Source organism: Ferribacterium limneticum (assembly GCF_020510625.1).
Classification (GTDB): Bacteria; Pseudomonadota; Gammaproteobacteria; order Burkholderiales; family Rhodocyclaceae; genus Azonexus; species Azonexus limneticus_A.
The window spans coordinates 3,832,055-3,853,346 of record NZ_CP075191.1; the positions used below are offsets into that span (position 1 = coordinate 3,832,055).

Genomic DNA, 21,292 nt, shown 5'->3' on the forward strand with positions numbered 1-21,292 from the left:
TCAGGCCTGGCCGCGATTCAGCACTTCCAGACCCACTTTGCCGGCACCCATTTCCTTCAGGGCAACGACGGTCGGCTTGTGCTTTTCGGCATCAACCAAGGGGGTGGCACCATTGGCCAGCTGGCGGGCACGGTGTGCAGCAGCCAAGGTCATCTGGAAACGGTTCGGAATTCTTTTCAGGCAATCATCAACGGTAACGCGGGCCATGGCAAACCTCAAAAATCAGATCATTCTTTCAAACAGGGCGGCGTGGCGTGCACGTTGCGCCCCAAAGCTCAGGCTGGATGCACGTACAACAGCACGCAAATCATCCAGCGCCTGTGCTAACTGGTCGTTAATAATAACATAGTCAAATTCCCCGACATGGCGCATTTCCGCCTGCGCTGCGGCAAGGCGGCGGGCGATCACATCGGCGCTGTCGGTCCCGCGGCCGGTCAGACGACGGGTCAGTTCCTCCATCGAAGGTGGCAGGATGAAAACCCCGATCGCCTGTGGAAACAGGGCACGAACCTGCTGCGCACCTTGCCAGTCGATTTCCAGCAACACATCGCGGCCGGCGGCCAACTGGTCAGCAATCCATTTCTTCGATGTCCCGTAGAAATTGCCGTGCACCTCGGCCCATTCAAGAAATTCCTGGCGGGCAATCATGGCGTGAAACTCCGTGGCCTCGACGAAGTGGTATTCGCGCCCGTTCTGCTCACCCGACCGCGGGTCCCGCGTCGTATAGGAAATGGAAAGATGCACACTCGATTCCTGGTCCAGCAGCATGCGGACCAGCGTGGTCTTGCCCGCCCCGGACGGGGCTGCGACGACAAAGAGATTTCCGGCCATTGATTCGTTCCTGAGCTAAATGGCGCCTGGCGCCAAAGACAATTATTTTAACGTTCCCGGTACCAGCCAGTATTCGAGCACGGCTTGCAGCCGCGCCGGATCAAGCGGCTTGGCGAGGTGATCATTCATCCCGGCTGCCAGGCAACGCGCCCTGTCCTCGGCAAAGGCATTGGCAGTCAGCGCGACGATCGGAACTGTCGCGCCACCCGGCAAGGCCCGGATGCGTTGCGTCGCTTCCAGACCGTCGATGCCGGGCATCAACAGATCCATCAGGATCAGATCGTAAGCGGTGCGCTGCACCTGGGCGATGGCCTGTTCGGCATTCTCGGCCAGATCAACCGGCATGCCAGTCATCTCGCCGATGAGTTGGGCGGCCACCTCCTGATTCAGCAGATCATCTTCAACCAGCAGGATGCGTGCTGACAACGACGATGAAGCGCCAGCACCCGCCTCGCCCCGGGACGGCACGGCCAAGCCGGAGTTATCTGCCGCAGCCACCTTGCCGAAACGCGCCGTCAGCCAAAAGGTGCTACCCGCCCCCGGCTTGCTTTCCACGCCGGCCTGCCCACCCATCAGTTCGGCCAGACGCTGCGTAATGGCCAGGCCAAGTCCGGTGCCACCGTATTTGCGGGTGGTCGAATTATCAGCCTGCTCAAAGGGATGGAACAGTCTCGACAGCACGTCTCCATCGATCCCGATACCCGTGTCCTGAACCTCGAAGCGGGCCAGCAACGCATGCTCATCCTCTTCCAGCACCGAGGCGCGGAGCGTGATCGTGCCGGCTTCGGTGAATTTGATGGCATTGCCGACGTAATTCAACAAGGCCTGGCTCAGCCTTGTGCAATCGCCGAGAAGTACCGGTGGCAGGGCATCGACCATGGTCCGGAAGGGCAGCCCCTTGGCCTGCGCGCGCTCGGCGCACAGGCCGACCAGTCGCTCGACCACGTCGACGACGCGGAAAGGCTTGGACTCCAGCACCAGCTTGCCCGATTCAATTTTCGAGATATCGAGCACGTCGTTGATGATCGACAGCAAGTGCTCGGCCGACCCCATCATCTTGCCCAGGCGATCGGCCTGCTTTGGGGTCACGCCGTCACGCAGAAGTAGGTGGGTAAAACCGATGATGGCATTCATCGGCGTCCGTATCTCATGGCTCATGTTGGCCAGGAAGGTGCTCTTGGCCCGGTTTGCCGACTCGGCTACATTCTTGGCCGCTTCCAGTTCAGCAGTACGCGCCTGCACCAGTTCCTCAAGATGCTGACGATAGCTTTCCAGTTCCCGGGCATTGCGCTTCCGCTCGTCAATATCGGCAATCAAGCCAACCAGCCCGACTAACGCCCCCTGCTCGTCAAGCAGGCGACGGCCGCACAGGAAGCCCCAGAAAACCGTACCGTCGCGCCTGACATACTCCCGCTCCAGACGGACAAAGGGAATCTCACTGGCCATCAGCTTGAGCATCTTCTCGCGCCCGACGTCCCTCTCCTCAGGATGGATCAGCGAGACGTATTCGCTGCCAAGCAAGTCATCGAGCGGCGTCCCCCACATGGCCGACATCCGCTCATTGGCCAGCACGATCCTGCCGGCCGGATCGACCAGAAAAATTGCCCCGTCCGACGTATCGAAAATAGTCCGCAGCATGCGCTCGCGCTCACCGAGCCGGCTGGCATAGCCGTACAGCAGATAGACAGTGCCGCCACTGAGCACCAGGAACAGGGCTAGCAGTGCCAGCACCCCGTACAACTGGTGCCGCCAGGGGGCGAGGTAAGAATCTTCAGGCACGCCAACGTTGATGAAAAAGTGGTAGCCCGGATTGAAACGATAGGCATGCAGGCGACGTACGCCATCGATACTGGTTGCACCGGAAACATAGACACCAACCTGCGGATTGGCCTCCAGGGAAGCACGAAAATCTTCCGAGATTTTCGTCGAACCATAGTCGGCGACGGCAGCGTTCCAGGGCACCCGGGCCAGCAAGGCAAGATCGCCCCCACGCATGGCAACCGACCCACGCGACCCCATCTGGAGCGCAGTGAATTGCTGGGCAAAATGCTCCAGTCCGACACTGGCCAGGGCAATTCCGGAAAACTTGCCGCCGATATCGGGCAGACGGCGCGCCAGAACGATCGCCCACTTGCCGCTGATCCGCCCCTGGATAGGCTGCGAAATCAGCAGCCCGGCCGCCGGATCGGCCCGCAGTTGCTTGAAATAGTCACGGTCATCGATGATGGTTCTCGAGCCCGTTCCGCCATCGGTACCCAGGATGACCTCTCCCGCGGCGTTGGCAATGCGAAGCGCCACCAGGGGCTTGAGGCGATCACGCTGGCGAGCCAGAAAGCGATCCACGGCAGCCGCGTCGACTGCACCTTTTTCAGCCAGCCCCGCATACTCATCAATGGCGGCCCGCAAAACAAGATCAACTTTTTCCAGATTGGCGGCGACATCGCGTTCCAGCAGCATCGACAGATTCTCGACTTCAAGCTGCGAGCGCTGCCGTTGCTGCTCGAAACTGGCATGCATGAAGTAAGCAACCAGCGCCACGACCGACAAGACAACAATCAGCCAGCCGAGCACAAACCGCTGGGTCAGCGCCGTGGCGGAGAGTGACGAAAACCGGCTGGCCAGCTGCATGTTCGCCGGTTTATTCGAGATTCTGAATTTGCTCGCGCATCTGTTCGATCAGCAGTTTTAGGTCCATCGAAGCCTGAGAAACCTCGGTGATTGCCGACTTGGAACCCAATGTATTGGCTTCGCGGTTGAGTTCCTGCATCAGGAAATCGAGACGCTTGCCACAGGCACCGCCCTGCTTCAGCACCCGCTCGACTTCGTCGAGGTGAGTCGTCAGCCGGGAAAGCTCTTCGGCGACATCGATTCGGGTCGCGAAGACAGCCACTTCCTGCAGGATGCGGTCGTCGCTGGCGTTGCCCAAAGCCTCGGTCAGACGCTGGCGCAGCTTGTCGGTAAATAAGGCCTGCGCTTCGGGAATGCGGGGCGCCACTCGACGCACGATGTCGCGCATGCCGTTGACACGTTCGACGATCATCGCCGCCAGTTTGTCGCCTTCACGCCCACGGCTGGCGGTGAATTCATCAAGCACTTCGCGAGCCAGCGCCATGACAACCGGACCGAAAGCAGCGAAATCGACGCTTTGGTCACCGAACATGCCGGGCCAGCGCAGGGTTTCGTTGACCGATAGCGGGCTGGCGCCGGGCATTTCGCGAAGTACTTGCTCGCTCAACTGCTTCAGCGACGCCAGAAGCTCGGCATTGAGTTGCAACTGATCGGCGCGGGCCGCCGAGGCATTGAAAGAGAGCCGGCATTCGACTTTGCCGCGTGATAATCTCGCGGCCAGCAATTCACGCAAGGGCATTTCCAGCGAGCGCAACTCATCAGTAACGCGGAAATGGAAATCGAGGTAGCGGGAATTAACGCTTTTAAGCTCAAGTTGCAGTGTTCCGCGCTCAATATCGCGCGTTTTAACTGCATATCCAGTCATACTACAGATCATGATCAGGGGTTCTCCACCTTTACAGGCCGGACAACACGCCCGAAAATGCCTGAAATTGCATCATAACCGCGAGATCCATGGCGCAACAAGCCAATCAGGCCCTACCTAACGGCCACCCGCTCGAAGAATACATCATCGACCGCCAGCTCTCGCTTGGTGGCTTTTCGATTGTGTATCTCGCCACGGATCCCGAGGGCCGCCAGGTCGCAATCAAGGAATATCTGCCCAATAGCCTCGCCCTGCGCAGCAAGGGTGAAATCAAGCCGGTCATCACCTCTGAGCACCTCGGCGCCTTCCGCTACGGCATGAAGTGCTTCTTCGAGGAAGGCCGCGCGCTGGCCCGTCTGTCCCACCCCAACGTGATCCGCGTGCTGAATTTCTTCCGCGCCAACGACACTGTCTATATGGTGATGGAGTACGAACACGGCCGGACGCTGCAGGAATTCATCCAGAAGCATCAGGGTCACATCTCCGAACGCTTCATGCGCGGCGTGTTCACCCGCATGCTGAACGGCTTGCGCGAAGTCCATTCGAACAAGTTGCTGCATCTCGACCTGAAGCCATCGAACATCTATCTGCGGGGTGACAACACGCCGGTCCTGATCGACTTCGGTGCCGCCCGCCAGACCCTGGTCACCGATCAGCCCATCCTCAAACCGATGTACACACCGGGCTTCGCTTCACCGGAACATTACGGCAACCGCAAGGATCTCGGGCCGTGGAGCGACATCTACAGTGTCGGCGCCTCGATGTATGCCTGCCTGGCCGGTGTTGCACCGCAGGCGGCCGATGCCCGCATGAAAAAAGACACGCTCCCCCCGGCCATGATGCGCTGGGATGGCCAGTACTCTGATCGCCTGCTCGAGATCATCGACTGGTGCCTCAACCTGAACCACCTTTACCGTCCGCAAAGCGTCTTTGCCCTGCAGAAGGCGCTCGTCGAAACCATCACGCCGCCCCGGCCGAAGGCTAATCCGAACTGGCTTGGTCGCTTCGTCGAAAAACTCAGGAAGCCGATTTAATGAGATTCACCATCTATCAGGAAAGCCGCCAAGGCGGCCGCGCCAACAACGAGGACCGCACCACCTACTGCTATTCCCGCGACGCCCTGCTGATGGTGGTCGCCGACGGCATGGGCGGCCATCACTATGGCGAAATCGCCGCGCAGATCGCGGTCCAGACACTGGCCGACTCGTTTCAGCGCGAAGCCAGGCCGGTCCTCAACGACCCCTTCCGTTTCCTGCAGAAGGGCATGACCAATGCCCATCATGCGATTCTCGACTACACGGCCCGCCACCGTCTGAAAGACACGCCGCGCACAACCTGTGTCGCCTGCGTCATTCAGGACAACGTCGCCTACTGGGCCCATGCCGGTGATTCCCGCCTGTTCCTGATGCGGGATGGCCGCGTCGTCGCCCAGACCCGCGACCATTCGCGCATTCGCCTGCTGGTCGAGGAAGGCATGATCACCGAAGCACAGGCTGCCTTCCACCCGGACCGCAACAAGATCTACAGTTGCCTGGGCAGCCCGACGCCGCCGGAAATCGAGTTCTCACGCAAGACGCCGCTCGATCACGGCGACATTCTCCTGCTATGTTCGGATGGTCTGTGGGGCGAAATGTCCGGCGAAATGATCGCGGTCGCCCTGAAAGGCGCCAACCTGCTGCAGGCCGTGCCGATGGTGCTCAATCAGGCCGAGCTCAAGGGCGGCGCTCATGGCGACAACCTGTCGGTCGTCGCCGTGCGCTGGGAAGACACCTATGTCGAAGAAGCAAGCAGCGCCATCTCGACCCAGACCATGAGCCAGGACGAAGTGACCACCCGCCTTGAGGAATTCGGCCGCAACCCGGCCTACAAGAGCGAACTGAGCGACGACGAAATCGAGGACGCGATCGAGGAAATCCGCTCCGCCATCGAAAAATATTCACCCCCGAAAAAATAAGGATCACCCATGCGCCCCAGCCAACGCCAGTCGGACCAGCTTCGCACTGTCCGCATTACCCGCAATTTCACGCGCCACGCCGAAGGCTCGGTACTGATTGAAATGGGTGACACCCGCGTGCTGTGCACGGCCAGCGTCGAAGAGAACGTGCCGCCCTTCCTGCGCGGCAAGGGCCAAGGCTGGGTCACGGCCGAATACGGCATGCTGCCGCGCGCCACGCACACCCGTTCGTCCCGTGAAGCCGCCAAGGGCAAGCAGACCGGCCGCACCCAGGAAATCCAGCGGCTGATCGGCCGCGCCCTGCGATCTGTGGTCGATTTGAAGGCTCTCGGCGAGCGCCAGATCACCCTCGACTGCGACGTCCTGCAGGCCGACGGTGGCACCCGCTGCGCCTCGATCACCGGCGCCTGGGTGGCACTCTACGAAGCCTGTGACAAGCTGGTGCAGGCCGGCAAACTGCCCGCCAACCCGGTACGTGATCACGTCGCCGCCATTTCGGTCGGCATCTACAAAGGTAGTCCAGTTCTCGACCTCGACTATCCGGAAGACTCTGACTGCGACACCGACATGAACGTCGTGATGACTGGTGCCGGCGGCATCGTTGAAATCCAGGGCACCGCCGAAGGCGAGCCCTTCACCCGTGAGCAGATGAGCGTGCTGGTCGACCTTGCCACACTCGGCGTTCGCCACCTCGTCGCCGCCCAGCAATCCGCCCTCGCCTCATGAAAAAGCTCGTCCTCGCCTCGAACAACGCCAAGAAGATCAAGGAGCTGAATGCCCTTCTGGCACCGCTCGGCTTTGAAGTCATTCCGCAGGGCCTGCTCGGCATTCCCGAGGCTGAAGAGCCGCACTGCACCTTTGTCGAGAACGCCCTGGCCAAGGCTCGCCATGCCGCCGGGCATAGCGGCCTGCCGGCGCTGGCCGACGATTCCGGCCTCTGCGTCGAGGCGCTGCACGGCGCCCCCGGCGTGCTCTCCGCCCGCTATGCCGGCGATCCGAAATCGGATGCCCGCAACAACGAAAAGCTGCTGTCCCACCTCGCCGGACAGGCCAACCGCAAGGCGCATTTCTACTGCGTGCTGGTGCTGGTTCGCTCGGCCCACGATCCGCAGCCGATCATCGCCGAAGGCGAATGGCACGGCGAGATTCTGCCGGAACAGCAAGGCGAAGGCGGCTTCGGCTACGACCCGCTGTTCTTCGTGCCAGAATTTGGCCAAACCGCGGCCGAAATGGATGCTGAAGCCAAAAACAAGGTTTCCCACCGCGGCCGGGCCATGCAGAAATTGATCGAGCGTCTGCCGACGCTGTAGGTCGATATCTCCTGTCACTCCCGCGCAGCCGTGAGTCCAGGAATGCCACTCTGGATTCCCGCCTGCGCGGGGATGACGACCACCCCGAATCCCTTACTCCCCATGGCACGCACCATCCCCATCTTCACCGCCGGCAAGGCACCGTCCGCCACCAACGCCCTCGAATTCCGCGTCTCGCCGCCGCTCGCCCTTTACGTGCATGTGCCGTGGTGCGTGCAGAAGTGCCCATATTGCGATTTCAACTCGCACGAGGCCAACGGCACGATTCCCGAGCGCGAATACGTCGATGCCCTGATCGCCGACCTGCAGTCCGCCCTGCCGCTGATCTGGGGCCGGCCGGTGGTCAGCGTGTTTTTCGGTGGCGGCACGCCCAGCCTGCTCTCGCCGGCGGCCATCGACGAGTTGATCGCCGCCTTTCGGGCGCTGGCCATGCTGGCGCCGGACGCCGAGATCACGCTCGAAGCCAACCCGGGCACGGTCGAGGCCGAGAAGTTCGCCGGTTTCCGCGCCGCTGGCGTCAATCGCCTGTCGCTCGGTATCCAGAGCTTCAACGATGAACACCTGAAAGCGCTCGGCCGCATCCACGGTGCGGCCGAAGCCAAGCGGGCGGCGCAACTGGCCGGGGAGCATTTTGACTCGTTCAATCTGGACCTGATGTACGGCCTGCCTGCCCAGACGCATGAGCAAGCGCTCGCTGACGTCGAAACGGCGCTGAGTTTTTCGCCCTCGCATCTGTCCTGCTACCAGCTGACGCTGGAACCGAACACCCGCTTCGCCGCCTTCCCGCCGGAACTGCCGGAAGGCGACACCTGTGCCGACATGCAGGAGAGCATCGAGGCCCGGTTGGCCGCTGCCGGTTTCACCAATTACGAAACCTCGGCCTTCGCCCGTAGCGGCAAGCAGTGCAAGCACAACCTGAATTACTGGTATTTCGGCGACTATCTCGGCATCGGCGCCGGGGCCCATTCGAAATTAACACTGCACGACCGCGTGCTGCGCCAGATGCGCTGGAAGCACCCGAAGGCTTACCTCGACAACATCCGCAGCGGCAATCCGGTGCAGGAAGAAAACCAGGTCGAAGCGGCCAGCCTGCCTTTCGAATTCATGATGAATGCGCTGCGTCTGGCCGATGGCTTCCACCCGTCGCAGTTCGAGGCGCGCACCGCCCAGTCGCTGAACAGCGTGTTACCGCAACTGAAGGCTGCCGAAGCCGAGGGGCTGTTGATCGTCGGCCCGGAAAAAATTGCGCCGACCGCGAAGGGTCGGCGCTTTCTGAACGTTCTGCTCGAACGCTTTCTCTAGCCTTCAGGGCGTAATGCCGCCATCTCGTCTTTAGCGCGGCGCCTCGGCGACGAATATTTCGACCCGCCGGTTCTTGGCCCGCCCGGCCACGGTCGAGTTATCGGCAATCGGTTCATGCGAGCCGCGGCCATCAATACTGATCCGGTTGCTCGCCACCCCACGCGACCCCAGGTAATCGCGAGTCGCCGCAGCACGGTTGACCGATAGCGGATTGTTGACCGCATCGCTCCCGACATTGTCGGTATGCCCGACGATGCGGACATTGGTCACCGGATTCTGGTTCAGCGTCGTGGCAAAACGATCAAGCACCGCATGTAGTGCCGGTGTGATATCGTAACGACCGGAATCGAAGGAGAGATCGCTGGGGATGTCCAGCTTGAGCTGATTGTCGGCCGTCTGGGTCACGCCGATACCTGTGCCCTGGGTCGCCTGTTCCATTGCCGCTTTCTGTTCCTGCATGTGCCGCGACCACAGGTAGCCACCACCGGCGCCAAGCGCGGCGCCAACCGCCGCCCCGGTTGCTGCGCTCTTGCCCTTGTTGCCACCGGCCGTCACGGTACCGAGAAGCGCACCGGCCACCGCACCGACTGCAGCACCCGTTGCTGTGGTGCGCTGTGTCTCGTCCATGTTGGCGCAACCTGACAGAGTGCCACCAAAAATGGCACACGCGACCAACTTCACCAAGATGTTTTTCATGTACGACGCTCCTCAAAATACAGCAATTGAGTACTCAGCCTAGGCCAGCCCGAGCGGTAGCGCAAACTGACCCAGCCGATAACGGGAGCGCAGGCTCAGCCGAAGAGGCCGCCTTTTTTCAGCATATCCAGCCCCTGCGCGAGCAGGTCGCCGCCTTCGGGCAGCTGGCCGTTCGGCGTCAGCTTGTCGACCACCTGCGGCAGCAGATCGGCCAGGCTGCCGGAGGCCTGCTCGGTGGAAACCCCCAACTGTGAGGCGATATTCTGCAACTGACCGCCACCCAGAATCTCCTGAATCTGCTCGGCCGAAATCGGCAGATTCTGGCCCGTAGAAACCCATGAATTGACGATATTGCCCAAGCCACCCTGCTGGAAGGACTGGACCAGCCCGCCCAGACCGCCAGTCTGCGGGTTGTTGATCAATTGCATGACGATGTTCAACAAGGGATTGTCGCCACCGGACTGACCGCCAGCCAGAGCGCCGACGACGGAATCAAGAAGACCCATGATTGTTCCTCCAAAGGGGATTAAGAATGGGTCATCCTACGCCTTCGGCATGACGGCGATTGTGAATATTTGCGAACAGTCGAGCCCTACGCTGCCAGTTTCTTCTGCGCCGCCGACGCCTCTTCGCGCACGCGCTTGGCTTCGTCGAGCAGGTAGCGCTGGTAATCCTCCAGGTCGCCGTCGAACGGTGCGACGCCGCCCTTGGAGACCAGCCAGAACTCGTCGCAGACCGAGCGCAGCAGGGCGCGGTCATGGCTGACCAGCATGACGGTGCCTTCGAACTCATTAAGCGCGACGGCCAGTGCTTCGCGGGTGTTAAGGTCGAGGTGGTTAGTCGGCTCGTCGAGCAGCAGCAGGTTGGGGCGTTGCCAGACGATCATGCACAGCACGAGGCGCGCCTTCTCGCCGCCGCTCATGGTGCCGACGGCCTGCTTGACCATTTCGCCGCCGAAATTGAAGGTGCCGAGGAAATTGCGCAGTTCCTGTTCGCGACCCGGCACATTGCTGCGACCGCTGGCAATCGCTTCCTTGGCCAGACGAACCATGTGTTCGAGCGGCGTGTCCTGCGGGCGCAGCACATCGAGTTCCTGCTGGGCGAAGTAGCCGATGTTGAGGCCCTTGCCTTCGGTCACGTCGCCACTGATGGCCTGGAGGTCGCGGGCGATGGTCTTGACCAGCGTGGACTTACCCTGGCCGTTCGCACCGAGGATGCCGATGCGCTGGCCGGCCATCACCGAGCGGTTGATGCCGCGCACGATAACGGTCGGCGGCGTGCCGGCCGGTGCTTCCTCAGCCGGCGGGTAGCCAATGGTGACGTCCATCATCGACAGCATCGGGTTGGGCAGGTTCTGCGGCTCCTGGAATTCGAAGCTGAATTCGGCATCGGCCAGCACCGGCGCGATCTTTTCCATGCGGTCCAGCGCCTTGACCCGGCTTTGCGCCTGCTTAGCCTTGCTGGCCTTGGCCTTGAAGCGATTGATGAAGGACTGCAGGTGGGCGATCTTCTCGGCCTGCTTGGCCATCGTTGCCTGTTGCAGCAGCATCTGCTCGGCGCGCATGTCCTCGAACTTGCTGTAGTTGCCGCCGTAACGAACCAGCTTGGCGTTGTCGATATGCAGCGTGACGCCGGTGATGGCGTCGAGGAATTCGCGGTCGTGGCTGATCATGACCAGCGTGCCCTGATAGCGCTTCAGCCACGCCTCCAACCAGACGAGAGCGTCCAAGTCGAGGTGATTGGTCGGTTCGTCGAGCAGCAGGATGTCGGACGGGCACATCAGGGCGCGGGCCAGTTGCAGGCGCATGCGCCAGCCGCCCGAGAAGCTGTTGACCGGGTTGTGCAGTTCGGCAACCTTGAAGCCGAGGCCGAGGATCAGCGACTGGGCGCGGGCTTCGGCGTCGTGCTCGCCGGCGTCGTTGAGCGCCATGTAGGCTTCGGCCATGCGCATGCCGTCGTCGCTCATTTCGGCGTCGTGCACCTCGTTGCGGGCTGCAAGCAGTTTGGTGTCGCCATCGATGACGAAGTCGGTGGCCGATTGCTCGGTTTCCGGCATGTCCTGCGCCACCTGGCCCATCTGCCATTGCTTGGGAATCGAATAGTCGCCGCCATCCTCATGCAGCGTGCCGTTGAGCAGCGCGAACAGCGTCGATTTGCCGGCCCCGTTGCGGCCGACCAGGCCGACCTTCTCACCCGGGTTGATGGTGACGGAGGCCTTGTCGAGCAGCACTTTCGAGCTGCGGCGCAGGGTGACGTTCTTGAGGATGATCATGGGGTATTCGTTTTCTTCAGAGGGTGGGCGCGCACGCCCGGTCAGGCAATGATGTCGCCATCGACATAGAACCAGCGGCCGTCTTCGCGGACGAAGCGGCTTATTTCGTGGAGGCGGTGGCCGCGTCCGTCGATACGGTAGCGGGCGACGAATTCGACGGTGGCGTTATTTTCATCCTGCTGCTGGTGGCGTTTGACCTCCAGGCCAAGCCACTTGGTCCCATCGTCTTCAGCCAGATCGAGATTGACCGGCCGGGTCGATGGATGCCAGCTGGCCTGCAGGTAATCGTCCAGCTTCAACACATAGGCACTGTAGCGCGAGCGCATCAGGGCTTCGGCCGTCCGGGCGATTTCAGCCCCGGCGTGCAGTCGACCGCAGCAATCGGCGTAACGCCTGCCGCTGCCACAGGGGCAGGCGTCGTCCGTTTTCACTTGGCTTCGACGACTTCGCCGCCAAGGGCGTCGATCAGTTGCGGCAGGAAGCGCGACAGTTCGCCAGTCATCAGCGCGAAATCGGCATCGAACTGCTCATCGGCGTGTTCGGCGCTTTTCTCGGCTTCTTCCTTGAGGATATCGAGGAAGGCGAGGCGCTTCACTTCCAGCTTTTCGCCGAGCACGAAGGAAATACGGTCGTCCCAAGTCAGGGCCAGCTTGGTCGGCATCTTGCCGGCGGCCAGGTGGGCCTTGATCTCGCCGCTGATTTCGTCGCCCAGCGGATGACGGACATAACGCACGGCGGCTTTCTCTTCACCGGCCGCCTTCAGTTCGCAATCGCGGTCGATGGTGAAACCGGCCGGCGCCTCACCACCGGCCAGCCAGTCGGCCATTGCCGCTTGCGGCGAAACCTGGGTGTGCAACATAGTCAGCGGGAAGTCGTCGAGGCAATGACGCAGATGTTCGATGACCTCTTCGGCTTTGGCCGGGCTGCCGGCATCGACGCAGAACCAGCCATTTTGCGGATCGAGCCAGACGTAAGTGGTGCGGCGACGGGTGAAGGCGCGCGGCATCAACTCTTCGGTGACGCGCTCGCGCAATTCCTTCAACTGCTTGCGACCGGGGGCATAGCCCTGCTGGGCTTCCATCAGTTCGGCCCGTTCCTTGACTTCATCATTGACCACTGAGGAAGGCAACAGGCGCTGTTCGACGCTCAGGGCGATCATCCATTGCTGGCCGAGCGAGTAGACCAGCGCGCCATCGCGGCGCGGCGATACCCAGCCACGGCTCATCGGCTGGTTGCTCGGGCACTTCACGAACGGCCCGCGGGAGAGTTGTTCGTCAAATTTGGCGAGGTCGATATTCCACGGCGTCGGCAAACGGTAAAGCTGGAGATTCTTGAACCACATGTGTTGTATTCCTTGCAGGCGCTGTTCAGCGCTTCTTGAAAATGACGTCCCAGACGCCATGACCGAGGCGCAGGCCGCGGTTTTCGAATTTGGTCAGCGGGCGGTAGTCGGGGCGCGGGGCGAAACCGGCCAGACCATTGCTGCTGTCGGCTTCCAGCGCAGCAGCCAAGGCCGCCGGTGCCGGAGCGGCGACGCTGTTTTGCAGACTGGCTTCGCGCCCGAGCACATCCAGCATCTGCAGCGCGTAGTTTTCCCAATCGGTTGCACAGTGGAAATAGCCACCGGGCTTCAGGCGCGAGGCGAGCAGTTCGACGAAAGCCGGCTGGATCAGCCGGCGCTTCTTGTGGCGCGTCTTGTGCCACGGATCGGGGAAGAAGACGTGGATGCCATCGAGCGAAGCTTCCGGCAGCATGTCGCGCACCACCTCGACGGCATCGTGATTGCCGATGCGCAGGTTGGAGAGATTCTTCTCGGCGATCAACTTGCACAGGGCACCGACACCCGGCACGTGCACTTCCAGCCCGAAGTAGTCGTTCTGCGGATTGGCTTCGGCGATCCTAGCGGTTGTCTCGCCCATACCGCAGCCGATTTCGAGAATCTTCGGGTTATCGCGGCCAAACACGGCGTTCAGGTCGATATTCGCCGACTGATAGGCGATGCCGATTTTCGGCATCATGTCGTCGAAATAGCGATGCTGGGCCTCCGACATGCGGCCGGCCCGGCGCACGAAGCTCTTGATATGGCCGTGCGTATCGTGACCCTCGCGACCTTCGTTGTAGACGCCGTCGTCGTGCGCGGCGCCGGACTCGATCAGCGGTGCGCCGCTCATGAGCCGATCAACCCGGTGGTCGGCGAGGACGGGTCGGCCGAGTAATATTTGCGGGCCATGCGGCCGGCCAGATAGGCCTCGCGCCCAGCTTCGATGCCCTTCTTCATGGCCGAAGCCATCAGCACCGGGTTTTTCGCATGAGCGATGGCGGTATTCATCAGCACGCCGTCGCAGCCCAGTTCCATGGCGATGGTCGCATCCGACGCGGTACCGACGCCAGCATCGACGATGATCGGCACCTTGGCGTTGTCGATGATCAGGCGCAGGTTCCACGGATTGACGATGCCCATGCCGGAGCCGATCAGCGAGGCGAGCGGCATGACCGCGACACAGCCGATTTCTTCCAGCATCTTGCACTGGATGGGGTCGTCGGCACAGTAAACCATGACCTGAAAGCCCTCCTTGACCAGCGTTTCGGCAGCTTTCAGGGTTTCCGGCATGTTCGGGAACAGGTTGGTCGGGTCGCCAAGCACTTCCAGCTTGCACAGCGGGTGGCCGTCGAGCAGTTCGCGGGCCAGGCGCAGCGTCCGCACGGCATCGTCGGCGGTATAGCAGCCGGCGGTATTGGGCAGGATGGTGAATCTGGACGGCGGGATGGCATCGAGCAGGTTAGGCTGGGTGGCATCCTGGCCGATATTGACGCGGCGCACCGCGACAGTAACGATCTCGGCCCCGGAAGCGTCGATGGTCGCACGCGTTTCGGCGAAATCCTTGTACTTGCCAGTGCCGACCAGCAAACGGGAGCGGTACGCCGTGCCGGCGATAGTCAGTTGGTGCATGTGTTTAGTCGCTAGTTGCTAGTCGTTAGTCATTAGCTGTCTGTCGCTAGTAACTGAGCACTAGCGACTAACAACTATCCTTAGCCGCCGCCGACGGCGACGACGATTTCAAGTTGATCGCCCGTCGCCAGTAGCGTCGTGGCGTGCTGGCTCTTGGGGACGATTTCGCCGTTCCGTTCAACGGCAATGCGCTTGCCGGCATAACCAAGCTGATCGATCAGCCCGGCCACGGTCAGCGCATCGGGGAACTGGCGGGATTCGCCATTGATTTTGAGTTCAAGCATCGGGCTATTTTAACAAGCCGCGTGGCTTTCTCGGTGCGTCGGTGAACAGTCGGTCGTATAGCCAGTTGGGCAGGACGCGTAACAGTTTGGCGACGACGCCCATCTGCCAAGGGATCACGGCATAGCTCGTGCCGCGCGCGATGGTGGCGGCGAAACGTTCGGCCGCCCGCTCGACCGGCAGCAGGAACGGCATCCGGTAAGGGTTGATCGCGGTCATCGGCGTTTCGATGTAGCCCGGTGCAATGGTCACCACCTTGATGCCGCAGGGCCGCATCTCCAGACGCAGGCTTTCCAGATAGGTGATCGCTGCCGCCTTCGAGGCCGAATAAGCCTCCGCCCCCGGCAAACCGCGAATACCGGCGACCGAGGCGATACCCACCAAGCGCCGATCACCGCCAACTGCCTTCATGGCCGGAATGAAGGGCGCAAAGGTCGCCGCCATGCCGAAGACGTTGGTGTCCATGACGCGGCGGAAGATCGCCAGATCTTCCTCGTATTCGGTCAGCGTACCGGCTGAAACCCCGGCATTGGCGATGACGATATGCGGCGCACCGAAGCGCTGCATGAAATCCGTCGCTGCGTCGTGCAGGGCCGGCGCATCGGTCACATCGAGCGGGTAGCAAGCATGACCGCCACCGAGGCGGGCGTTCAGCCCATCGAGAAAGTCGGCTCGACGTGCCACCAGCCCCAGGGTAGCGCCCTGTGCGGCGTAGTAAACGGCAAGCGCCTCGCCGATACCCGACGAGGCGCCCGTGATGAAGACTCTAAGCGTCAATTATTTCTTGCCGGCACCCTTGCCCGACTTTTCGCTGCGCACCTTGGTAATCAAGCTGTCGGCGATAGCCAGGGTTTCATTGAAATCCTTGCCGCCGACCAGGAACTTGCCATTGACCGCCAGCGCAGGAACGCCGGTGATCTTGTAGGCCTGCGCCATCTGGTCGCCGCGCTTGACCTTGCTCATGACACCGAAGGAACTGAAGGTTTCGCCAAACTTCTTGGCATCGACACCCTTCTTGGCCACCCATTCGGTCAGGGCCTTTTCTTCGAACAGATTCTGACGCTCGACGTGGATGGCCTTGAAGACATCGCTTTCGAGGCGATGCAGGTCACCGGTGATTTCCAGCGTGTAGTACAGCTTGGCGATATTCGCCCAGGCGGCGCGGCCAAAGGTGATCGGCACCTTCTTAACCACCACGTCGCCCTGTTGCTTGGCCGCCCAGGCGGTCAGCAGTGGATTGAAATCGGCACAGTGCGGGCAGCCATAGCTAAAGAACTCCAACACTTCGATCTTGCCGGCATCCTCGCTCGGCTGGGCCGGGGAAATCACCGTATAGGGCGCATTCTGGGCCAGCGCCGGCATGGCGATGGTGGCTCCCAGAGCCAGGACGGCAGCGGCAAAACCACGACGGGAAAACTTCATTCGCTACTCCTATTTGGACAGTTGAGCTTCAATGCCGGATTTGGCAAGCTCGGCACGTACTTTGTTCAATTCATCGATCTTCGTGTAGGGGCCAACCCGAACGCGATAGAAGGTCTTGTCCTGAATCATCACCTGCTGGACAACGGCCTCAATACCCATAAACGCAAGCTTGGCCTTTTGGTTGTCAGCATCCTGCGCCGTGCTGAACGAACCGGCCTGCAGGAAGAGCGGGGTCTTCGATTCCTTGGCCTCTTCCTTCTTGTCCTCTTTTTTCGGCTCTTCTTTCTTTGCCTCGTCCTTCTTGGCATCCGGCTTGGGCGTCTTGTCCGGCACCGCATCCGCCTTGCCTGGCAGGATGTCGTAGAACTGGAAGCGCTTTTCCGGAATCGGATCGCCCGGCTTGCCCGGCAAGGCCAAAGGCTGGCCAGGCTGTCCGTTGGCACCTTCGGCCCTGGCCGGCGGCTGCGCTCTTTCGACAAAGGGCAAGGGTGACTTGTTCATATACCAGACCACCCCGGCCGCAACCCCGACACCGAGCACCAGGCCGATGAACATGCCGATCAGCGTACCGCCCCCGGACTTCTTTTTCGCCGGGGTGCTCTTGCGGGATTTCATATCGCGACTCATCAATTTTCCTTACATCGAATCCGGGCAGCTGACACCAAGGATCGTCATGCCATTGCGGATCGTCTGGCGCACTGCAGCAGCCAGCGCCACCCGGGCATCGCGCAGGGGGGCATCATCAACCAGCATGCGCTCGGCGTTGTACCAGCCGTGGAACTCGCCGGCCAGATCCTTCAGGTAGAAGGCGATCAGGTGGGGCGCCAATTCGCGGGCAGCACCATCGATGACGTCACGGAATTCAGCCAGCTTGCTGGCAATGGCCAGTTCGCGCGGATTGTCGAGCAGTGCCAGATTGGCCTCGGCCAAAGTAGCCAGATCGCCGCCCCACTGGTTGATCACCGAGCAGACGCGGGCATGGGCGTACTGGATGTAATAGACCGGATTCTCGTTGGTCTGGCTCTTGGCCAGATCGAGGTCGAAATCGAGGTGCTGGTCGGACTTGCGCAACGCATAGAAGAAACGGCAGGCATCGTTGCCGACTTCACCGCGCAGTTCGCGCAGGGTGACAAACTCGCCGGAGCGCGTCGACATCGAAGCCTTCTGGCCATTGCGGTAAAGCACGGCGAACTGGACCAGCGCCACTTGCAGCTTGCTCGCATCCAGCCCCAGGGCGGTAATCGCCCCATTGACGCGGGAAATATAGCCGTGGTGATCGGCGCCCCAGATGTTGATGACCTTGTCGAAACCGCGCTCGAACTTGTTCAGGTGGTAGGCAATGTCGGAGGCGAAATAGGTGTAGAGGCCGTTCTCGCGCTGGACGACACGGTCCTTCTCGTCGCCGAAAGTCGTCGACTTGAACCAGCGGGCGCCGTTCTGCACGTACAGGTGGCCGTTTTTTTCCAGCAGATCGACGCAACGGGCGACCAGGCCAGTATCGAACAATGCCTGCTCGGAGAACCAGACGTCGAAATGGACGCCAAACTCTTCCAGATCGTCGCGGCCGTCCGCCAGTTGCTCGGACAAGGCATGCTGATGCACATAAGTCCAGTCCGGGCCGAGCAATACCTTGGCATTGGCGATCAAGGCATCGAGGTGCAGGTCGCGCTGGCGTTTGGCTTCATCGTCGGCACGCTCCGCTTCAGGCAAGCCGGGCGTCCCGGCCAGCACATCGGCAGCCGGGCGAACGAATTTGGCGCCGTGCGCCGCCGTCATCTGCTTGGCCATGTCGCGCACATAGTCGCCCTGATAGGCATTGGGCAGGAAGGGCACAGCGATGCCGTGCTGCTCCAGGTAGCGCAACCAGGTCGACAGACCGAGGATGTCCATCTGACGACCAGCGTCATTGACGTAATACTCGCGAGTCACGTCCCAGCCGGCGAAAGTCAGCAGACTGGACAGCGAAGCGCCGTAAGCGGCGCCGCGACCGTGGCCGACATGCAGCGGACCGGTCGGATTGGCCGACACGAACTCGACTTGCACTTTTTGCCAGCCGCCCTGATTCGAGCGGCCAAAATTATCGCCTTCGGCCAGCACGGCCTTGACGACATCGGTCTTGAAGCCGGCATCGAGCGTGAAATTGATGAAGCCAGCCCCGGCCACTTCGGCCTTGGTCACCAGCCTGGAGGGCGGCAACTCAGCCAGCAGCTGATTGGCGATTTCGCGCGGGTTCTTCTTCAGCGCCTTGGCCAATTGCATGGCCAGGTTGGTCGCGAAGTCGCCATGGGTTGGATCGCGCGGACGCTCGAGGTGAATGGGGGTATCGGTTGCAGCAGGTGCAACGCTGGCCAGCGCCTGTTGCAACAGGGCTGTCAGCTGGGTTTTGACGTCTTGGGCCATTGATTTGCGGCAGAAAAATCCAAAACGGCGATTATACGCTGTCGATGCCCGCGGTCTGCTTCGTAATTGGCAAGACCGGAGCAAAGCACAGCCCCCTCGCCAATGGCGACGCAAGGCGGCAATCAGCGACCGGCCGGCGCAACAATGACCGACCAGGCGGCCAGCTTCTCCGCATAGCCGCGGGCCGCGTGTGCCGGACTGGTCGAGGGCAGGCGAAGCAAACGCAAAGCCTTGTCACCCAAGACAGGAAGCACATGACGACGAAAGCTCGTCTCGGCCGTTCCGCCGTTGAAAAAGACACTTTCTATGCAGGGATGAGCCGCAAAAAATGTCGGAAAATCATTGGCGCAAATCGAACTATTGACGATGTCGGAATCCAGGCTGCCATAGCGCTCGCACGCGGAGATCACATCCCACAGGGCAATTCCGGCAGCCTGCAGCTTTTCCAGACGCTGGGCATAAGGCAAGGCCGGCCCGGCCCCGATCAGATCACCGATGATTCGCCAGAAGGCATTCCGCTCATTGGCGTAATACTGCCCGGCCCGCAACGAGGCTTCGCCCGGCATGCTGCCAAGTATCAAAATTTTGGCGTCGCCATCGGCGACCGGCGGAAAGCCCTGAATCAACGACATTTGTGACTTGAGGCGCGATCAGCCGCCCATCACTCGGTTCTTGCCGGCCCGCTTGGCCAGATACATGGCCTGATCGGCCCGCCGGATCGCATCGGCACCGGTTTCTTCGGGCGCCAGCTGGGCCACCCCGGCGCTGAAAGTGATCAGTATCTTTTCCTTGCCCGAGAGGTAAAAGGAACGGGTGAGTTCGCGCTGCAAACGGGTCATCGCCTCAATACCCTGTTCAAGGGTCGTATCCGGCATCAGGACGACGAATTCCTCGCCGCCGTAACGCGCCAGCGTATCGCTCGGCCGCATGTTGCTCCGGGTCACATCTGCCAGATGGACCAGGGCGCCATCGCCGGCATCGTGACCGAGTCGGTCGTTAAGTTTCTTGAAATTGTCGATATCGAGCAGGCTGATCGACAGGGGCAAATCCTTGCGCCGCACACTGGAAACTTCCCGGAGCAGGGCTTCTTCCAGCCCCTTGCGGTTCAAGGCGCTGGTCAAGGGGTCATGGCGAGCCAGGGCGCTGGCGCTATCCAACTCCTGATGCAACTGCATCAGTTCCGCCTCGGTGATCAGCACCTTGTCCTGCAGGGCTTTCAACTGTTCGCGGGAGAGGGCCGTTTCCTCGGCCATCGCATGCGTCGCATTGATCACATCATTGAGCAAGGGCCTCAGATCCTCAAGGCTTGAAACCAGCTCAATCTGTCGGGCACTTTCCTCGATGCGCCCCTCGAACTCGCTGCTCGACCGGTTCATGCTCGCCAGTCGCTCAATGAACTCGGCCAGCATCTGGCGCATTTCAGCCTGCGCCTCGACGGAACGCGACTTGGCTCGCCCTTGTCGGTCCATGACATCGCGCAGACGGCGCTCCATCTCATCCAGATGACGCAAGGTCAGCGGTGGAGCAATCGCCGACAGAAGGCCATCGACCTGCCCTTTGAGCCAGCTGTCATCGACGCTGAGCTCGCCGATATTGGCGATGATCAAATTCAGGAGCTTGAGCAAGGCCGCCTTGATCTCGACCTGCTCTTCGGCCGCCGCACACACCTGGTAAGCCAGATTGGCCAGAAGCGCCTGAACGGAAGGCACTTCGACCGTCGGCTGCTTGAGCAACAAGACCAATTCACCAGCCATTTCGACAACACGCGAATTGTCCTCCCCCAGCGCCGGCAACACGCCTTCGACAAGACGGGCGAGTTTGCCGGCAAACTCGCCGGGCAAGCTTGCCGCTGGCGAGGCAGCCGGCCCGTCGGATGGCGAGGCAAGACCGGCCTGAGCAAAAGTGTTCAAGGCGTCGGTGACACACTGCCAGCTACGCCGGCCAATTGCCGAATCGAGCAGATCCAGCGACTGCTGTTGCCGCTCATTGCGGGGCACCAACTGAGTCGCCAGATGGCGCAAGGGCACTTCCGGAAAAGGCAGGATATTCGGGATGCCGACAATCTCGTTGTAGCACGCCTGATAGTTGGCAGGCGTCGGCTGCAAGTGACGAACAGCAAGTCGCTTCAGCGCTTCCCGCGCAATATCTGAGGGCTGTTTTGGGTCTTTCATGGACGCAATCAATGACTTCGGGTAACGAGACATGGCACCGGCTGAGTCGGTCATTCAGTTTATCGCATTGCAACACCCGACTTGCAAGATAGTTTGCTGCGAATTTCGCCCCCGGCCCGCCGACGACCCACAGCCCCAAATCGCCGGGCCGCAACCCGCGTTGGCGTGTTAACATGCTCGTTTAGCTTTGCTGCCCGGCCCGGCCGGCG

Annotated in this window: 23 protein-coding genes; 5 read left to right on the top strand and 18 right to left on the bottom strand. The window is 61.3% G+C overall.

Annotation, left to right across the window (positions count from 1 at the left end):
- From rpoZ to KI617_RS18385, 4 genes are read right to left on the bottom strand one after another with little or no spacing between them, the layout of a single operon-like run.
- On the bottom strand, positions 1 to 207 hold the full coding sequence (rpoZ, locus tag KI617_RS18370; protein WP_226448783.1) for a DNA-directed RNA polymerase subunit omega: 207 nt from the start codon (positions 205 to 207) through the stop codon (positions 1 to 3).
- A 15-nt stretch (positions 208 to 222) separates the two neighbouring features.
- Complete coding sequence (gene gmk / locus KI617_RS18375) at positions 223 to 831, bottom strand: guanylate kinase (protein ID WP_226448785.1); 609 nt, start codon at positions 829 to 831, stop codon at positions 223 to 225.
- Between the two features lie 42 nt (positions 832 to 873).
- Positions 874 to 3,459 carry a response regulator gene (locus tag KI617_RS18380; RefSeq protein WP_226448787.1) on the bottom strand — a complete coding sequence of 862 codons (2,586 nt, stop codon included), beginning with the start codon at positions 3,457 to 3,459 and terminating at the stop codon, positions 874 to 876.
- 10 nt (positions 3,460 to 3,469) lie between these two features.
- Complete coding sequence (locus KI617_RS18385; RefSeq protein ID WP_226448789.1) at positions 3,470 to 4,336, bottom strand: YicC/YloC family endoribonuclease; 867 nt, start codon at positions 4,334 to 4,336, stop codon at positions 3,470 to 3,472.
- Positions 4,337 to 4,413: 77 nt separating this feature from the next.
- On the opposite strand from KI617_RS18385, the gene KI617_RS18390 reads away from it, so the two are divergent.
- The 5 genes from KI617_RS18390 (at position 4,414) to hemW (ending at position 8,890) form a co-directional block, all read left to right on the top strand.
- On the top strand, positions 4,414 to 5,358 hold the full coding sequence (locus KI617_RS18390) for a serine/threonine protein kinase (protein ID WP_226448791.1): 945 nt from the start codon (positions 4,414 to 4,416) through the stop codon (positions 5,356 to 5,358).
- Positions 5,358 to 6,278 carry a PP2C family protein-serine/threonine phosphatase gene (locus KI617_RS18395; protein ID WP_226448793.1) on the top strand — a complete coding sequence of 307 codons (921 nt, stop codon included), beginning with the start codon at positions 5,358 to 5,360 and terminating at the stop codon, positions 6,276 to 6,278. The genes KI617_RS18390 and KI617_RS18395 overlap by 1 nt, the downstream gene beginning before the upstream one ends.
- A 9-nt stretch (positions 6,279 to 6,287) precedes the next feature.
- Entirely contained in the window at positions 6,288 to 7,004 is a 717-nt protein-coding gene (gene rph, locus KI617_RS18400) for a ribonuclease PH (RefSeq protein WP_226448795.1), read from the top strand.
- Positions 7,001 to 7,588 carry an RdgB/HAM1 family non-canonical purine NTP pyrophosphatase gene (gene rdgB / locus KI617_RS18405; protein ID WP_226448797.1) on the top strand — a complete coding sequence of 196 codons (588 nt, stop codon included), beginning with the start codon at positions 7,001 to 7,003 and terminating at the stop codon, positions 7,586 to 7,588. The genes rph and rdgB overlap by 4 nt, the downstream gene beginning before the upstream one ends.
- A gap of 102 nt (positions 7,589 to 7,690) precedes the next feature.
- Entirely contained in the window at positions 7,691 to 8,890 is a 1,200-nt protein-coding gene (gene hemW, locus KI617_RS18410) for a radical SAM family heme chaperone HemW (RefSeq protein ID WP_226448799.1), read from the top strand.
- A gap of 30 nt (positions 8,891 to 8,920) precedes the next feature.
- On the opposite strand, the gene KI617_RS18415 is transcribed toward hemW, so the two are convergent.
- The 14 genes from KI617_RS18415 to KI617_RS18480 all read right to left on the bottom strand — a co-directional run bounded on the left by KI617_RS18415 (position 8,921) and on the right by KI617_RS18480 (position 21,083).
- Positions 8,921 to 9,586, bottom strand: a complete 666-nt coding sequence (locus KI617_RS18415) for an OmpA family protein (protein ID WP_226448801.1) — start codon at positions 9,584 to 9,586, stop codon at positions 8,921 to 8,923.
- 95 nt (positions 9,587 to 9,681) lie between these two features.
- The gene (locus KI617_RS18420; RefSeq protein ID WP_226448803.1) at positions 9,682 to 10,092 is read right to left on the bottom strand and encodes a YidB family protein; all 411 of its coding nucleotides are present in this window, start codon (positions 10,090 to 10,092) and stop codon (positions 9,682 to 9,684) included.
- Positions 10,093 to 10,178: 86 nt separating this feature from the next.
- Entirely contained in the window at positions 10,179 to 11,858 is a 1,680-nt protein-coding gene (locus KI617_RS18425; protein ID WP_226448805.1) for an ABC-F family ATP-binding cassette domain-containing protein, read from the bottom strand.
- Positions 11,859 to 11,899: 41 nt separating this feature from the next.
- The gene (locus KI617_RS18430) at positions 11,900 to 12,289 is read right to left on the bottom strand and encodes a YchJ family protein (protein WP_226448807.1); all 390 of its coding nucleotides are present in this window, start codon (positions 12,287 to 12,289) and stop codon (positions 11,900 to 11,902) included.
- Entirely contained in the window at positions 12,286 to 13,200 is a 915-nt protein-coding gene (locus KI617_RS18435; RefSeq protein WP_226448808.1) for a recombination-associated protein RdgC, read from the bottom strand. Before KI617_RS18435 ends, KI617_RS18430 begins: the two co-directional genes overlap by 4 nt.
- A 25-nt stretch (positions 13,201 to 13,225) precedes the next feature.
- Positions 13,226 to 14,029, bottom strand: coding sequence for a tRNA (guanosine(46)-N7)-methyltransferase TrmB (trmB, locus tag KI617_RS18440; protein ID WP_226448809.1), 804 nt, complete (start codon positions 14,027 to 14,029; stop codon positions 13,226 to 13,228).
- Positions 14,026 to 14,808, bottom strand: a complete 783-nt coding sequence (locus KI617_RS18445; RefSeq protein ID WP_226448810.1) for a thiazole synthase — start codon at positions 14,806 to 14,808, stop codon at positions 14,026 to 14,028. The genes trmB and KI617_RS18445 overlap by 4 nt, the downstream gene beginning before the upstream one ends.
- 80 nt (positions 14,809 to 14,888) lie before the next feature.
- The gene (gene thiS, locus KI617_RS18450; protein ID WP_226448811.1) at positions 14,889 to 15,092 is read right to left on the bottom strand and encodes a sulfur carrier protein ThiS; all 204 of its coding nucleotides are present in this window, start codon (positions 15,090 to 15,092) and stop codon (positions 14,889 to 14,891) included.
- 4 nt (positions 15,093 to 15,096) lie between these two features.
- Positions 15,097 to 15,867 carry an SDR family oxidoreductase gene (locus KI617_RS18455; RefSeq protein WP_226448812.1) on the bottom strand — a complete coding sequence of 257 codons (771 nt, stop codon included), beginning with the start codon at positions 15,865 to 15,867 and terminating at the stop codon, positions 15,097 to 15,099.
- A complete protein-coding gene (locus KI617_RS18460) occupies positions 15,868 to 16,512 on the bottom strand; it encodes a thiol:disulfide interchange protein DsbA/DsbL (RefSeq protein WP_226448813.1) in 645 nt (214 codons plus the stop codon). It lies immediately after the preceding gene.
- A 9-nt stretch (positions 16,513 to 16,521) separates the two neighbouring features.
- On the bottom strand, positions 16,522 to 17,139 hold the full coding sequence (locus KI617_RS18465; protein ID WP_226448814.1) for an SPOR domain-containing protein: 618 nt from the start codon (positions 17,137 to 17,139) through the stop codon (positions 16,522 to 16,524).
- Between the two features lie 9 nt (positions 17,140 to 17,148).
- Positions 17,149 to 18,912, bottom strand: coding sequence for an arginine--tRNA ligase (argS, locus tag KI617_RS18470; RefSeq protein ID WP_226448815.1), 1,764 nt, complete (start codon positions 18,910 to 18,912; stop codon positions 17,149 to 17,151).
- 122 nt (positions 18,913 to 19,034) lie between these two features.
- Positions 19,035 to 19,544, bottom strand: coding sequence for a DNA-deoxyinosine glycosylase (locus KI617_RS18475; protein ID WP_226448817.1), 510 nt, complete (start codon positions 19,542 to 19,544; stop codon positions 19,035 to 19,037).
- Between the two features lie 18 nt (positions 19,545 to 19,562).
- Complete coding sequence (locus KI617_RS18480) at positions 19,563 to 21,083, bottom strand: GGDEF domain-containing protein (RefSeq protein ID WP_226448818.1); 1,521 nt, start codon at positions 21,081 to 21,083, stop codon at positions 19,563 to 19,565.
- Positions 21,084 to 21,292 lie beyond the last annotated feature (209 nt).

Coding starts and splice junctions, on each gene's coding strand:
- KI617_RS18385 (WP_226448789.1), bottom strand. CDS start 4,336: ATGATCTGTAGTATGACTGGATATGCAGTTAAAACGCGCGATATTGAG.
- rph (WP_226448795.1), top strand. CDS start 6,288: ATGCGCCCCAGCCAACGCCAGTCGGACCAGCTTCGCACTGTCCGCATT.
- KI617_RS18380 (WP_226448787.1), bottom strand. CDS start 3,459: ATGCAGCTGGCCAGCCGGTTTTCGTCACTCTCCGCCACGGCGCTGACC.
- KI617_RS18480 (WP_226448818.1), bottom strand. CDS start 21,083: ATGAAAGACCCAAAACAGCCCTCAGATATTGCGCGGGAAGCGCTGAAG.
- thiS (WP_226448811.1), bottom strand. CDS start 15,092: ATGCTTGAACTCAAAATCAATGGCGAATCCCGCCAGTTCCCCGATGCG.
- KI617_RS18395 (WP_226448793.1), top strand. CDS start 5,358: ATGAGATTCACCATCTATCAGGAAAGCCGCCAAGGCGGCCGCGCCAAC.
- gmk (WP_226448785.1), bottom strand. CDS start 831: ATGGCCGGAAATCTCTTTGTCGTCGCAGCCCCGTCCGGGGCGGGCAAG.
- KI617_RS18475 (WP_226448817.1), bottom strand. CDS start 19,544: ATGTCGTTGATTCAGGGCTTTCCGCCGGTCGCCGATGGCGACGCCAAA.
- KI617_RS18435 (WP_226448808.1), bottom strand. CDS start 13,200: ATGTGGTTCAAGAATCTCCAGCTTTACCGTTTGCCGACGCCGTGGAAT.
- KI617_RS18390 (WP_226448791.1), top strand. CDS start 4,414: ATGGCGCAACAAGCCAATCAGGCCCTACCTAACGGCCACCCGCTCGAA.
- argS (WP_226448815.1), bottom strand. CDS start 18,912: ATGGCCCAAGACGTCAAAACCCAGCTGACAGCCCTGTTGCAACAGGCG.
- KI617_RS18465 (WP_226448814.1), bottom strand. CDS start 17,139: ATGAGTCGCGATATGAAATCCCGCAAGAGCACCCCGGCGAAAAAGAAG.
- rdgB (WP_226448797.1), top strand. CDS start 7,001: ATGAAAAAGCTCGTCCTCGCCTCGAACAACGCCAAGAAGATCAAGGAG.
- KI617_RS18445 (WP_226448810.1), bottom strand. CDS start 14,808: ATGCACCAACTGACTATCGCCGGCACGGCGTACCGCTCCCGTTTGCTG.
- hemW (WP_226448799.1), top strand. CDS start 7,691: ATGGCACGCACCATCCCCATCTTCACCGCCGGCAAGGCACCGTCCGCC.
- KI617_RS18420 (WP_226448803.1), bottom strand. CDS start 10,092: ATGGGTCTTCTTGATTCCGTCGTCGGCGCTCTGGCTGGCGGTCAGTCC.
- trmB (WP_226448809.1), bottom strand. CDS start 14,029: ATGAGCGGCGCACCGCTGATCGAGTCCGGCGCCGCGCACGACGACGGC.
- rpoZ (WP_226448783.1), bottom strand. CDS start 207: ATGGCCCGCGTTACCGTTGATGATTGCCTGAAAAGAATTCCGAACCGT.
- KI617_RS18460 (WP_226448813.1), bottom strand. CDS start 16,512: ATGAAGTTTTCCCGTCGTGGTTTTGCCGCTGCCGTCCTGGCTCTGGGA.
- KI617_RS18425 (WP_226448805.1), bottom strand. CDS start 11,858: ATGATCATCCTCAAGAACGTCACCCTGCGCCGCAGCTCGAAAGTGCTG.
- KI617_RS18415 (WP_226448801.1), bottom strand. CDS start 9,586: ATGAAAAACATCTTGGTGAAGTTGGTCGCGTGTGCCATTTTTGGTGGC.